The following is a 13,049-nucleotide window of genomic DNA, read 5'->3' as shown; positions in this document are numbered from 1 at the left end:
CCCCGCTATCTACCCTCGGGTGGGCGCGGGCCGCGTCTTTGGTTTATACGCCCCGGGGACGTGACGGAGTGTGAGGGCCCCGCGCTTCGCGCGGGGCGGCCGGCGCTCGCTGCGCGAGCTTCGGCGGAGGTCTTCCGCTTCGCTCCAGCCCTCTGGGGTGGAGGCTGCGGGTCGCTGCGCTCCCCTTGCCATTGCTGGGTTGTGAGGGGGTGGGGCCCGGTCGCTTCGCTCCCCGGCCCTTGGCCCGCTGCGCGGGCGGCTGGCTAGGAGGGAGGGTGGCGGGGGTGGTCTCGAATCCAAAGCTGAGTTTGGATTCTGTGACGCTCCGTGAGCGTATCGCAGGGTGGGGGTGGTTGGAACCCCCTCTGTTCGCCCCTCCTGGGTTCTCCGGCCCTTTCTCGGGGCTTCCCGGGGCCTTTCGGAGCCGGGTCCGGGTGGGTGGGGCCGGGGTGTGTGTTTCGGCCTCGGGGTGGTCAGCCGGAGGTGTAGGTGCGGAGGGTGGCGCGGAGGCCGGGGCGGGTGGTGGAGAGGTATCGCAGGGTCTCGGCGTGGGTGGTGCAGGCGTGGACGGGGGTGTGGCGGCCGCGTTGGTCGGTGAACTGCACGGTGAGTGCGGCCTGCTGGCGGCAGGCGCGGTGTTCGGGTGGCTGGGTGGGGTCGAGTGCTTCGCAGCCGCCGTGCGGGGCGTCCGTGCGGAGCCGCAGGGCGCCGCCGAGGGCGTCCAGGAACGCGGCCGCAGCCGTGCGGCGCCGGGCGGTGGCAGGGGCCGTCACCGGGCCGCGTACGGCCTCGGGGCGGGGAGTGAACCGCTTCCCGGGAGTGGGGGCAGGCTGCTGCGGGACCCGGCGGGGCGCCGCAGCAGCCGGAGTGCTTCGCGGGGGCTGCGCCGAGGGGGCTGCCGAGGGCCGTAGGACCGCCCGGAGTTCGTCCAGGGCGCGGCGGGTGTCCGCCCGGCGCTCCGCGCGCTCCCGCTCGGCCTGGGCGTCGTCCTCGGCCCGGTCCTGCCGTACGGGACGGGGAGCAGGGTCCCGGCGGGGTGCGGTCGGCTGTGCGGGCCTGCGGGCCGGAAGCGGGGGCGCCGGGGGAAGGTCTTCCACGTCCTCGGCGCGGGCCGCGGTCGGGACCCGGCGGGGGTGGGAGCAGCCGGGGCAGCGGACGGTGCTCCCGGCCTTTGCGCGGGTGGTCCAGGTGTGGCCGCAGTCGTAGCAGTCGAGTTCGACCGGGGGCCGGGTGGTGCCGGCCGGAACCGGGATCGGGGTTCCGCAGCCGCCGCGCTTCTTGGGGCAGCGGGTGGTGTTGCCGCTCTGGCTGGTCGTCACCTCCCGCCCGCACATGGGGCAGCACACGGTGATGGCGGCCGGGAGGTCCTCGGCGGCTGGTGTCGTCACTACCCCACCCTCTTTCCCGCACTGAACATGTGCGGTGTCATCCCACGTTCCACTATGTCGCATGTGCGGGCGGCGCGCGCGTGCGGTTCATGTGGCTGATTTAGTGCGGGATTTAGCGCCACTGTGTCCGTTATGCGACTGATATGCGGTCAGATTTACCGGCTGATTTCCGCCGGGTCCAGGACGTGGATCAGGCGGCGGCCGCAGTCGGTGCACGGGGCGTGCGGTCCGGCGGTCAGGTGCGCTTCGCAGTGGGTGCAGGCGGGGCCGCCGCACTCCTCGCACCGGGCCGGGTCCACGGTGCCGTTCACGAATGCTGACCCGGCCTCCGCGCACTCCTCGGGGGTGGGCGGCGGGTCCTCCTCGCCCGGGTCGAGGTTCGCCAAGGAGGAGTCCGCCCGCAGGTTCGCCAGGGCGGTGACGTAGGCGGCCGAGGCCTCCAGTTCCTCCGCCAGGTCCTGGCCGCCGCACGCTCGGGCGCAGGGCTCGCAGAGGTGCCCGCCGGGCAGGACGTGGGCCTTGTAGCAGCCGGTGCAGACCGGGTAGCCGCAGCCGTTGCAGTAGTCGCCGTCAAGGTCGAGCCCAGGGCATTCAGTCACGGCGCGCACGGTAGCGGCCGCCACCGACAACTCCCGGTTGTCGGGCCGCCTCCGACAACCGGGAGTTGTCGCCCGGCCTACTCGCGGCCGCCGGCCCGGCGGATCGCACGCTCGGCGAGCACGGCCAGGTGCTCGGGATCCTCGGCCGGATCCACGCCGAGCACGGCCATGCCAAGGCCGGCGGCGGCGGTCCAGTCGGCGGCCGGGGCGGTGTGCACGGTGAGTTCGGCCAGCGGGCCGACCGCGCGGCGGACCAGGGCCAGCCACGGCCCGCGGCCGCCCGGGGCCACGTGCACGGCCGTGGGCGTCTGGTCCGCCCCCGCCCGGTACAGGGCGCCCAGGGCCGCCAGAAGCGGCCCCGTGGGGCCGCCCGGAGACCAGCAGCGGGCACGTCGCACCCGCAGGCCTCCCCCGGCATGCTCGGCCAGCAGCAGCACCCGGGCGCAGTCGTCCGGACCGACCGCCACCACCAGGACGTGCCGGGCCAGACTCCCAGGCGGACGCTCCGTGCGCCGGGGGGCCGGGAGTCGGCGGGTGCGGGGACGGGCAACGGTGGCAGTCATCAGACCTCCGAGGAGTCGCGGAAGCCCTGTACGGCCCGCTGCGGGCCGATCACCCGCCCGGACGACGGATGGGGCCGCCCTGCGGCTGATCGCTGCGCAGCAGGCCGTACGGGCCGTCAGACGGGTACGGACGGGGTGTCGGTGGGCTCGGCTGCGATGGCACGAACAGCGGCGGCGACGTCGGCGTCCCATTCGGCCTGGTTGGCGGCGGCTTCGGCAGTGCAGTCCGCGCAGCGGCCGTCTGCGGGCGGATCGCCGCGGCCGGGCCGTTCGCAGCGCGTACAGGTCCAGCGCTTCAGTGCTGGCGGTAGCCCCTCCACACGAGGAACGGGAACGATCCCCGCCCGCCGAGCCGCCCGGTGGTCCAGGTGTCGTTCGGCGCATGCACGGCACTCGGCGCCGGTGTGGGTGAGCACTCCGTCCTCGCACTCCGGTACCGGGCATTCCGAGACGCGCACGAGGGCGACCGCCACTCCCACCGCCGTACCGATCGCCTGCTGTCCGAACGCCGAGGCGTAGCCGTGGGCCCACCACCGGCGTTCCGCGCGGGCCGCCAGCTCGGGAACGGTCCGGTACTCCAGCGCCTCCGTCACCGCGCGGACGAACGGCTCCGGCGGGTTCTTCGGCAGCAGCGCCCGCAGCGGTGCGGGCAGCGCCGTCCACACCGCCCGCACCGCACGGCCCTGTTCCCTGGCTGCGGTGCCCTTCCCCGGCCGAGAACCCTGCTGCGGCGCGACAGCGCCGTCGGACGCGGCGCAGCCGCTCGCGCGCGCCCGCCCGCTACTACCTGTAGAGGCCCTCCGGGCGTCCAGGGCGCTACGCGCCGCAGGCGCTTCTTTCTCTGGAGGAGGGTTCTGGACAGGGCTATAGACATAGGGCGTCACCGGTGACGCCACCCTGGCGTCATGGGTGTCGCTACCCCTGGCGTCACCGGTGACGCCACCCCCCGGGGACTGCGAGCGCTTCGGGCGGCCGCCCTTGGGCGTGATCCCGGCCCGCTTCTTCGCCTCGACGCGCTGCGCGAGCACGGCCGCGGCGGCGTCGGCTGCGGACTGGCCGGGGCCGAGCGTGTCGGTCCACTCCCCGTTCCAGAACGCGGCGTCGTGAAGGTGGTAGACGCTCGCGTCGTTCTCCCGGGCGTTGCGGGGCGCGGTGCGGCGCTCGACGCGGAACAGGCCGGCGCACTCGCCCTCAAGGAGCACCCGGTCCAGGGTCTTGACCGATGTGCCGAGCTGCACTGCCAGCTCTGTACGCCACGGGCGGCCGCGGGCGGTGTCGCGGGTGGTGGTGTCGGCGTAGGTGGCGAGGATCCCGTACAGGGTCCGCAGGTTCGCCGAGTACCGCGGATCGCACAGCCACTGCGGGACCAACTGCACGAACAGCAGTCCCCCGCCGCGGCGGACCTCCGGGGCGATCACAGGGCACCGGCCGGGGCAGAGCCGGACGAACAGGCGAGAACGCGCGCACAGTACGCGCAGGTGTCAGCCATCACGGCTACACTCCGCTTCTGGGAAATGAGCAAGTGCACCGCCGCCCCTCGGAGTCGTGACCGGGGGGTTTGGTGCTTTCAGGGGCCCGCTACGGGGCGACCGAACGCCGAAGCACCGCCCGGTGGTACCAGGCGGGTCGTGTTGCTCAGGGGTTCAGGGGCCGTGAGGCGCGCAGGGCGCAGCTGCCGGCCGCAGGGCGGTACCGGCGCAGCGGGCCCGGTCAGGGTGCCGCTCGTTCAGGGGTATGCGCCAGGGAGCCACACCCCCTGGCGGGCCAAGGGTGTGCAGGACTGCCGTCGCCGGGTTGCCGGCTCCCCCGGGCCAGTCGATCAGGGCAACCCCCGGGGCCCAGCGGGCCGCCCAGGCGCCGCGCGCACTGCGGTTGCAGAGCACCGCCAGGACGGCGGCCATGTGGGGCCAGCCCTGCCAGCGTCCGGACCACAGCCGGTGCAGGGGGCGGTGCAGCGCCGAACGGCGGGCGGCCGCGGCCCGGCGGGCCGTGCGGTTCACCGTGCGGTCGGCGGAGACCGGGTCGGCAGCGGCCATCGAGGGAGCCGGGGCCAGGCCGAACCGCCGGGGCGGGTGCCCGGTCGGGGCGGCGGAGCCGGTATCCGTCGGCATGGCCGAAACCCTACCGTCCGGTGCTGCACAGGCGTCACTACAACGGCCGCACCACACAGGCCCATCGAGGGGCCAGCGCCACGAAAACACACCTACCTGACACCCCGTCAGGTGAGTTTCTCAATTACGGACGTCGCCCAATTCACCTCTCTAGGAACTCTTCTAGATTTCATAATCGACACATGAGTCGATTTAGCATTCCTCCTGAGCAATGACTCTCTAACCCATCGGAATTGAGGGAGATTTACAGCCCGAGGCCCTCCGAATATTCATTTGTGTGAATTATGCGCAACGCGGCCCCCGCGCCCCACCCCCGCGGCCGGGCGCTTCACTTGGCGCGGAAGCGCCAGCCGAGCAGACTGCGGCCATGTCCACGACACGCACGACATGGGTCTCCCTCACCGCTCCAGGGGAGAGCAAGGGATTCGACTGGGCGCCCCTCTGGGTGCTGGCTGGTGTCCTCTTGACGGGCTTCTTCGCGCTGGCCGGTCATTACCTGGTGCAACGCGGTGCGAGGCATCAGGCGAAGGAGCAGGCAGCCCGTGACCTGCACAAATGGCATCGCGACCTGAGGCGGCAGTCGTACGTGGACTGCATCGTCACGTACGAGAAGATGCGCGATCTCATCTCGCCGCTGGCCCGAGCCATCCCCTGGCCCGTCAGCCGTGCCTTGACCCCGGAGGAGGCGTCTCAGCTGAACGATCTACTCCTCATGCTGGCCCAGCGCTATGACGATGCGTTCCAAAAATGCCAGGTTGTCCGCCTTGAAGGCCCCGAGGCCGTGGCCGATGCCGCCCATCAGCTCATCTTCGCGGCGGCCGGCTTCCTTCACGCCGCCGACGAGCGCGCCAAAGCTGCACGGGCAGGCCAGCAGCCAGCCCACTCGCCGGAGCCCTGGAACGCCTCGGCCGGGCAGATGAACAACGCGCTGGAAGAGTTCATCAAGGCTGCCAGAACCGTGATCGCCGTGGACTAGCAGTGCCCGGGCTGCCGACTCAGGCGCTCACGAGGGAGTGCATCGCGTGGTGGAAGTGCAAGAAGACCACCCCGTGCGGCTTCTGCCCCGCAGCGCTGCCGGGCATGCCCTGTGTGCCGTCAGCTTGTGAAGAACAGGCTGGCTGAAAGCCCGGTTGGCCGGAGCGTCATGAGGGCGGGGCGGCAGCTGGTTGCTGCCGCCCCGCCCCGGGATCACAGAGTCTGCGGCCGCGGTTTTAGGGGCCGCGGGCTACTGCGTCAGTTCCAGTTCGCCGAGGCGAGCTGTGTCGCGTTGCTCAGGGCCGGGCAGGCCGCCGTGCCCTGGTCGAGCTGGGCGGAGAAGACGTTGGCGTTGACCCCGCACAGCGCGGCGGCCACCGGGACCGACACGTTCTGCAGCAGGACCACCTGGTTTCCGTTGAGGAGGTTGGTGGCTTCGACGTTGACCAGGCTGCCATGGGCCGAGGCCGGCGCCGCAGCGACACCGACGAACGCCGCGCCCGCCAGCATGACAGTGGCGACGGCCTTCTTGACCTTCAGCATGAGCATTGTCCTTCCGAGTCGACCAAGCAGGGATCGAACAGCGGTGGCTGGCCAGCCGTGCAGAAACGTACCCGGCACCCAGAACCAGCCACAACGACACCGGACACCAGCCAGTCCGTATCCCGCCACCCGGCGACCAGCACATTTCACGACAGAGGTCTACACCTACCGGACAGTCCGCCAGTACAGGACGGCCAGCAGCCTCCCCCAGGCACCTCGGAAGAACCCACCCCAATGTCCGACGATCTTCGCTCATACACATGTAATTCGAAGGAAAGTCTGAACAATCGCTTATCTGACAGGATGTCCTAGGTGTCAGATACCAGCCCCGAGCCGACAACTCCCGCATCACGCCCCGAACTGACTGAAAAACAACTTCAGCGGCCCACCGGCACAAACGGGGACGGCCGGCAGGAGGAACGGTCCCGAGTCCGGTGCCCCGGCCGGCCGTGCCAACCTGGGCGAACCCCGGCCTTGAGCAGGTGAAGTGGCTCCACCTCTCGAACGGGCGGCCGACATGCCACCCGGGCCCCTGACGGCCTCTTCTCGCTGGCTGCGCTTGTGCGCGGGCCACCTACCGGCCCGGCATTCGAACGATTGGCGGAGCCACTTCTCACCGTTGGGGTGGGGCCTGCGAACCCCGTCGCAGCCACACTCACCTGTGAGGTTCACAGGTTCACGTCGATGTAGTCGATGTCGGTGAACTCCACCAGCAGCCCCTGGGCGCGGCCGCCGCCGTCCTTGAAGTAGACGTCTTGCAGGCCCTCGGCAGCGATCCGCTGGAGGTCGGCCTCGGAGGCGCCGGCGTCCTGGGCGGCCAGCAGCCGGCCCGCGTACTCGGGCGGCAGGTGCTGGGTGATCCGGCGCATCCGCCCGTCGTCCGTGGTGCCTGGCGCGGCGGTGAACCCGAACCGGGCCCGGGTCTCGATCACCAGCCCGGTCTGCTTCGCGGCCCTGTCCCGGGCGCGCTTGCGCACCAGGGGCTGCCACCGTCGCTTGACCTCGGTCTCCATCCGGGCCGCAAGGTCGGCCTTCGGCTTCTTGATCTGGTCTCTCACGTACCGCTCCACGGTGCGCTGCGAGACGCCTAGCAGGGCGGCAACCTGCTTGGTGGAGCCCTTGTGCTGCTTGACCAGGTACCGCATCTGCGCGCCCGCGCTGCGCGGGATCGGCCGCGTCCCGGCCGCCTGCGCGGCCCGCTCCAGACTGTCTCCGACGATGCCCATGGGTCCTCGATTCTGTCCCGCGTACGGGACACTTTGCCGATCTTCGCAGCCGGGTCCGACAGGCCCGGCAGGGGGTTTGGTGTGAGGGGGACGGCGTGGCCGTAGAGGATGTGCACATGACGCGCCCGATGCTGACCCAGCGGGAGGCGGCCGCCGCGTGCGGCGTCAGCCGCTCCACCATCCGCCGCCGCCGCGAGGCCGGTGACCTGCCCAACTCCGTCCAGGACGCCGAGCGCGGGTGGATGGTCCCGGTCGATGACCTGCTGGCCGCCGGTTTCCGGCTGAACGCCCCCGCCCCGGCGGACCCGCCGGCCCCGGCCGGGGCCGGCCCCGCCGCTCCGGCCGAGGGCCCGGATGTGGCCGCCCTGCGGGCCGAACTGGAAGACCGCATCCGCGCGGAGCACGCCCTGGCCCTGGCCCACGCCGAGTACGGGCAGAAGCTGGCCGAGGCCGAGGCCGAGCACCTGCGGGCGCAGCTGGCAGAGCGGGGCGAGCGGATCGCCGACTTGCAGCGGCGGTCGCCGCCCTGACCCCGGCACCCGAACGGGCCGCACTCGCCCCGGCGGCGGGCGGGCCGACCGTGCCCGGCCAAGCCCAGGCCGAACCAGCCCCGGCCGGAGAGACGGACGGGCCGCGCCGGCGGTGGTGGGGCGGCCGGGCCTGACCCCGGACAGCAACAGCGGGCGGCACCCGGTTCGGGTGCCGCCCGCCGCCGTTTCGGTCAGTGCCCAGCTTCAGCGTTCAGCTCGGTCTCCAGCCGGGTCGGGTGATAGCCGGTCTCCAGCAGAACCGCCGCCGACCGAGCGGCCAGACCGCCCCGGGCCCGCCAAGCCTCCGAGGGGAACGCGTCGTGACCCAGCAGGCTTTCGACCTCGCCAACCTCACCACCACACCACTGTCCAGCCTCAACCTGACAGCTTCGCAGCGCAGCGTCCTCGACTGGGCCGAAGCCCACGGCGGCCTGTTCACCCCGATCCCCATCAACGCCGACACCGTCGCCCAGGACTGCGGAAACGCAACATCCACCATCTACGAGAGCCTGGCCCGCCTCACCGCGCTCAGCCTGCTCATCCGTGATGACGCCGGCCTCTACCGCATCAACGCCCGCTACTTCTTCACCCTCAACCCCCGCATGCGCACCCTGGTCGCCACCGCCATCGCCGACCCGCCCATCACCCCCGACGCACGCGCCAACAGACCACGCAAACTCGGCAACATCGCCGCCCGCCGCCGAAAAACCATCAAACCCGTCAACTAGCCAGGCCCCACACCATCAGGGAAGCGCCCACAGGCACACAGCCACGGGCATCGTCCGCCTGACAGCCAGGCAAAGCCCGGACCTGCGCAACATCCCGCGCCGCGGAGACTGGCACAGTGGCAACGCCGGTCGGTGAAGTCACCGGCACCCACGGCGGTGAGGTCCACCCGCCGTACCAGGTGGTCCCGGGACCGAGCCCCGGGACCACCACCCATCTGACCGCGCACCGGCAACGAACGAACCGTTACGGCGCCCGATCGTTGAGGAGCCGGATGCACAACCCGGCCAGGCCCACGCCCCAGCCTCCCTCGGGTGCGGGCCTGGCCGGCCCGGGCATCGCTCCCGGCCTCGAAGCAGACCGGCAGACCGCGCCATACCCGCCGAGCACTCACCAGCGCATCGGCCCGCCGCCGCACCCAGGCTCACAGCAGCGCTCTTGATGCGTGCCTGCACGCCACTCCCGGGTAGCCTCCGGTCTGCACTGGTCCACTGAGGAAAGGCGTGCGCATACCGTGGCCCGTATCTGGCTGTCGATCCGCGTGGAGCTGGTCTCCGGACACGGAACCGAGCTGTGGCCCCGCCCCGGCCGCATCTTCGCGGCCTCACGCGCCCATTCCTTTGCCCAGCTGGCCAAAGCCATCGACCTGGCCTTCGGCCGCTGGGACCTCGCCCACCTCCACCTGTTCACACGCTCCGACGGCAGCCACATCAGCCCCCTGCAGTGGTGGCACGGTGAAGCCCCCGAGGACACCGCCGACGGCCACACGACCAGACTCAGCACGCTGAAGGCCGGCGAGCAGTTCGCCTACGTCTTCGACATGGGCGACGACTGGGCCCACCTGTGCACCCTCGCCGAGAAAAGAATCGACCCCATCGAGGAACTCGGCTCGGTTCCCCGCCAGCCGGTCCCCTACTGGGGCTGGGGCAGCCTGCCCGACCAGTACGACCGCCGCTGGGACGGCGACGACGGCGAGACCACCGTCCCCGAACAGCCCGCACCCGGCCTGAGCGACCTGCCACCGATCCTGCCCTGGTGGGGCACCCACCACCGCACATAGCCCCACAGCGCACCGGGCCGGGCTGAACGGGCCAGGCGCTACGATTCCTGGTCAGCAGACAGAGCCGGGGACACACCGCCCCAGGGGAAGGCCGGGAAGGCAAAGGCATGACCAGCGAGAACGATTCCCTGGAAACAGCAGCGCAGGGCCTGCAGGATGCGCAGGACGCCCTTCACGCCGCCCGCCGCAACCTGACCGAGGCCACCCTGAACGCCTACGCCAGCGGGGAAACCGTCGCCCGGATCGCCGAACGCACCGGCCGCACCACCACCGACATCTGGAACACCCTCGCCGTCCACGGAATCACCCGCAGCACCCACCTCAACGGCAGCCGCTCCACCACATGAAGACCGGGCCGACGCCCAGGCCCACGCCAGACAGCCCCGTCCGTCCGAGTGGGGCGAGTGGGACTCGAACCCACGACCTACGGATTAAAAGTCCGCAGCTCTAACCAACTGAGCTACCGCCCCGCACCCCAGACGAGAACATACGGGACATCACACCACACCACCGCCCCAACCAGCCATGCTCCGGCAAGCGCGCCGGGCACCGGCCTCAGCGCACCGACCGTCACCAGCCGACCGGGACCACAGGCGGAGGACCCTGGCACCGGCAGGCGGCGATGCGCGTCGGCGCCACCCAGCCCCCCGTGTGGGGTGGGTGGGACTTGAACCCACGGCCGACGGATTATGAGTCCGCAGCTCTGACCAGCTGAGCTACCACCCCAACACCATCGAGTAGAACACCCAGTCGGCCACCTGTCCTGGTGCGGATCTGGGCCTCCCCGCTTGGCTGACTACCGGCGCCTTCCCAGCGCCTGCGATCATGCAACGGCCGGGAAACATCCTCCGGACCGGTGGCCCGGCCCGGTCCGCGCGGGGCACGGATCGCTTCACACGCCCCCAGCCCCGCGCGGCCCGCGCCCGCAGGCGCCTCGGCGGCGGCGTCGGCCGGACGTCGACCCGGCCATCGAAGCCGAGCTGGCACCACCCATATCCAAGGCAAGCCGAACGGCCCTGCGGTAAAGGACTTTAGTCCCCGGGGACGAAGTGAGTCCCGGCATTACGATCTTGCCTTGAGGCCCCAGCGGGCCTGGGTGGCCGCCGACCTTAAGCGGTCGCTTCGAGGAGGTCCCTTACCACGCGTCCCCCGCGCATCACCGGGGCCTCCTCCACCTCGCCCCCCTCAACCAGGAATGCAGGCGGCGTACCATCGGAGTCCCGGTACCGGATCGCCCCCGCTGCCCGCCACGGGCAGCCCTTCCACACCGCTCCACGGCCGAACGCGCTGCGCGGAAACGCTCCTTCACGATGAGGCCGAACAGGTCCATACAGGCCGGGCAGCACTCGCGTATCCGTCTCACAAGATGACCGGACGGCGAGGTGAAGTTCCCCCGGTGGGCGGGAGGCGCTGATCAGCTGGCCGTGATGGGCTGATGGGTACCGGCGGAGATCCTGGCAAGGGCCCTTCTGCGGCCCGCTGTGCTGCAGGGAGCCCCCTTGCCGGGCATGACAACCGCCCGGCAAGGGGGGTGAGGAACACTCACTTCCCACCGCACCCAACGGTCCGGCCGCAAAAACGTCACAGCCAGCCCCACACAGACACCGCGCCGCCACAGACATCCCAGCGAAGGCAGCACCCGCACAGACCCCATCCCCCAGGCTCAGCTCTGTGGGCTGTCGGCGGCACCCAGGCCGCCGCCGGCATGGACCGGCCAGCCTGCAGCACAAGGCGCGCCGGGGCGCCCGGGCCCGCACTCCCGGCCGCGGGTGCGCCGGCGGTTGGGCTGTTGTGCGGTTCAGCTGGCCGGCGGGAGGTGCCGGGCGCGCTGGCGGGCTGCTGTGCGGGCCCTGTGGCTGCGGTGTGCCGCGATACGGTACTCGGCCGGGGTGCTGGCGGTCAGTTCGGCGTGGCAGTTGTGGATGGCCTGGTCGAGGGCGAGGGTGATGCGTGGGCGTTTGCGGGCGCGGATGGCGGCGATGGTCTGGGGACTCACGCTGAGCCGGGCTGCCAGGAAGCGGGTAGGCCAGCCCCGCTCCGCAAGCTCCTGCAGGCACACAGCGCTTGCCTGGGCTGGGATCAGCCCCGGATGGCGCCGTCGTCCAGATGCGCCGGCCAGGGGTATGCCCAGGATTGCCTCGGCGGTGGTGCGGTGGACCGGCGGCTGCCCGTCCGCGGGCAGGCGCAGGAGACGGCGCACCAGCGTGACAGAGACCCCCGCAAGCGCCGCGATGTCACCGGCCGACAGCCCGGCACCGCGCAGCAGCACAGCGCGCGCCGCGGCCTCAGCGGCAGGGACCCTAGCGGGACGTCCGGCCTGGAGTTCTCTGGTACGCCGGGCCCGGTCACGGCGGGCTGCGGCCCTGCACTCGGGCCGCACACATCCGTAGCCGGCGCAGGAAGGGCTGCCGTGGCGCACCCGTGAGCGCACCGGCCGCACACCCGAACCCCCGGACACCGGCCACAGACCGGCCGCCTGCGCAGTCCGTTCCGGACTGTCCCCGGCAATACTCATACTGTTTCCCCGTCCCTTGCCTTTCTGCTGCCCAGTTTTACGGCCTGGTCCGGCAGGCCCGGCACAGGGGTCCGGTCTGAGGAGGCGGCGCGGCCGGAGAAGGCGGGTGCGCATGACGCGCCCGGTTACCGCCCATGCAGTGGAGCCGCCGCCGCGTGCGGCGTCAGCCGCACGATCCGCCGCCGAAAGGCCGGGCGAGGACCCGCGCGGGTGCACGGCTGCGACCGGCGACCTGACTGACGGGACAGGCACGGGCGGCCCGGTTAGGATGCCGGTCAGCGCGCGAAGGGGGCCTGAGGATGCCGGGAGATACGGCCCGGGTGGCCGTCGCGCTGCCTGACGGCCAGGAGCTGCGGGCCCAGCTGCACGAGCGGCGGCGTGCCGCGGACGGATGGCAGTACCGGGTAGGCATCGCCTGCTGGGCCGCCGGCAGCAGCGGGCGTGCGGAACCCGCCGAACACAGCATCTGGCTCGACGCCTGCCACGTCCGCCCCCTGCCCGGCGCCGACTACAGCCGCATCCCCACCCGCACCATCCCCGCCGCAGACGGGCAGGCCTGGACCCTGCAGGACCTCCCCCACCTCCCCGGCCACCCCGGCACCCGCCTCATCCACGTCATCGGCTGCCACCCCGGCGCTACACCCATCAGCCTCGACCAGGCCCTCGACGCACTGCAACAGCCACGCACCGTCCCCTGCCACACCTGCAAAGCCGCCACCTCACTCCCCAACGCCCCCGGCTGACCCCGCCCGCCCAGGACGAGGACCAGCCCCAGGCCAGGGATACCCGTGCCATCCTCCTGCCGCCGGCCGT

14 protein-coding genes and 2 tRNA genes are annotated in these 13,049 nt (G+C 71.8%); 6 read left to right on the top strand and 10 right to left on the bottom strand.

The annotated features are described in order from the left end of the window. Window positions 1–473 precede the first annotated feature (473 nt). From ACFXGI_RS34765 to ACFXGI_RS34745, 5 genes are all read right to left on the bottom strand, one after another. The gene (locus ACFXGI_RS34765) at window positions 474–1,388 is read right to left on the bottom strand and encodes a hypothetical protein (protein WP_384715730.1); all 915 of its coding nucleotides are present in this window, start codon (window positions 1,386–1,388) and stop codon (window positions 474–476) included. 155 nt (window positions 1,389–1,543) lie between these two features. Beyond that, the gene (locus ACFXGI_RS34760) at window positions 1,544–1,987 is read right to left on the bottom strand and encodes a hypothetical protein (protein ID WP_384715727.1); all 444 of its coding nucleotides are present in this window, start codon (window positions 1,985–1,987) and stop codon (window positions 1,544–1,546) included. Window positions 1,988–2,064: 77 nt separating this feature from the next. Next, window positions 2,065–2,550, bottom strand: coding sequence for a hypothetical protein (locus ACFXGI_RS34755; RefSeq protein ID WP_384715724.1), 486 nt, complete (start codon window positions 2,548–2,550; stop codon window positions 2,065–2,067). Window positions 2,551–2,666: 116 nt separating this feature from the next. Then, window positions 2,667–3,968, bottom strand: coding sequence for a hypothetical protein (locus ACFXGI_RS34750; protein WP_384715720.1), 1,302 nt, complete (start codon window positions 3,966–3,968; stop codon window positions 2,667–2,669). A 225-nt stretch (window positions 3,969–4,193) separates the two neighbouring features. Continuing rightward, window positions 4,194–4,661 (bottom strand): hypothetical protein, encoded by a 468-nt coding sequence (locus tag ACFXGI_RS34745; protein WP_384715718.1) that lies wholly within the window; start codon window positions 4,659–4,661, stop codon window positions 4,194–4,196. A 367-nt stretch (window positions 4,662–5,028) separates the two neighbouring features. On the opposite strand from ACFXGI_RS34745, the gene ACFXGI_RS34740 reads away from it, so the two are divergent. Continuing rightward, a complete protein-coding gene (locus tag ACFXGI_RS34740) occupies window positions 5,029–5,637 on the top strand; it encodes a hypothetical protein (RefSeq protein WP_384715715.1) in 609 nt (202 codons plus the stop codon). Window positions 5,638–5,894: 257 nt separating this feature from the next. On the opposite strand, the gene ACFXGI_RS34735 is transcribed toward ACFXGI_RS34740, so the two are convergent. Beyond that, the gene (locus tag ACFXGI_RS34735; protein WP_384715712.1) at window positions 5,895–6,179 is read right to left on the bottom strand and encodes a hypothetical protein; all 285 of its coding nucleotides are present in this window, start codon (window positions 6,177–6,179) and stop codon (window positions 5,895–5,897) included. A 668-nt stretch (window positions 6,180–6,847) separates the two neighbouring features. Then, window positions 6,848–7,405, bottom strand: a complete 558-nt coding sequence (tpg, locus tag ACFXGI_RS34730; protein ID WP_384715709.1) for a telomere-protecting terminal protein Tpg — start codon at window positions 7,403–7,405, stop codon at window positions 6,848–6,850. Window positions 7,406–7,521: 116 nt separating this feature from the next. Here tpg and ACFXGI_RS34725 point away from each other — a divergent pair, with 116 nt between their 5' ends. The 4 genes from ACFXGI_RS34725 to ACFXGI_RS34710 all read left to right on the top strand — a co-directional run bounded on the left by ACFXGI_RS34725 (window position 7,522) and on the right by ACFXGI_RS34710 (window position 10,068). Further along, window positions 7,522–7,935, top strand: a complete 414-nt coding sequence (locus tag ACFXGI_RS34725) for a helix-turn-helix transcriptional regulator (protein ID WP_384715706.1) — start codon at window positions 7,522–7,524, stop codon at window positions 7,933–7,935. A gap of 320 nt (window positions 7,936–8,255) precedes the next feature. Continuing rightward, entirely contained in the window at window positions 8,256–8,663 is a 408-nt protein-coding gene (locus ACFXGI_RS34720) for a MarR family transcriptional regulator (RefSeq protein ID WP_384715703.1), read from the top strand. Window positions 8,664–9,175: 512 nt separating this feature from the next. Further along, window positions 9,176–9,721: a hypothetical protein gene (locus ACFXGI_RS34715; RefSeq protein ID WP_384715700.1), complete on the top strand. Its 546-nt coding sequence runs from the start codon at window positions 9,176–9,178 to the stop codon at window positions 9,719–9,721. A 107-nt stretch (window positions 9,722–9,828) separates the two neighbouring features. Then, entirely contained in the window at window positions 9,829–10,068 is a 240-nt protein-coding gene (locus tag ACFXGI_RS34710; protein ID WP_384715697.1) for a hypothetical protein, read from the top strand. Window positions 10,069–10,117: 49 nt separating this feature from the next. Here ACFXGI_RS34710 and ACFXGI_RS34705 read toward each other — a convergent pair. From ACFXGI_RS34705 to ACFXGI_RS34695, 3 genes are all read right to left on the bottom strand, one after another. Continuing rightward, a tRNA-Lys gene (locus ACFXGI_RS34705) sits at window positions 10,118–10,191 on the bottom strand. A 182-nt stretch (window positions 10,192–10,373) separates the two neighbouring features. After that, window positions 10,374–10,447 (bottom strand) — tRNA-Ile (locus ACFXGI_RS34700). A gap of 1,072 nt (window positions 10,448–11,519) precedes the next feature. After that, a complete protein-coding gene (locus ACFXGI_RS34695) occupies window positions 11,520–11,717 on the bottom strand; it encodes a hypothetical protein (RefSeq protein ID WP_384715694.1) in 198 nt (65 codons plus the stop codon). A gap of 818 nt (window positions 11,718–12,535) precedes the next feature. Here ACFXGI_RS34695 and ACFXGI_RS34690 point away from each other — a divergent pair. Continuing rightward, window positions 12,536–12,979, top strand: coding sequence for a DUF6233 domain-containing protein (locus tag ACFXGI_RS34690; RefSeq protein ID WP_384715691.1), 444 nt, complete (start codon window positions 12,536–12,538; stop codon window positions 12,977–12,979). The last annotated feature ends 70 nt before the right edge of the window (window positions 12,980–13,049 follow it).

The organism is Streptomyces sp. NPDC059355 (genome assembly GCF_042752335.1).
Taxonomy (GTDB): Bacteria; Actinomycetota; Actinomycetes; order Streptomycetales; family Streptomycetaceae; genus Streptomyces.
Note: the sequence above shows the minus strand (reverse complement) of the source record. Positions and strands in the feature narration are given on the sequence as shown.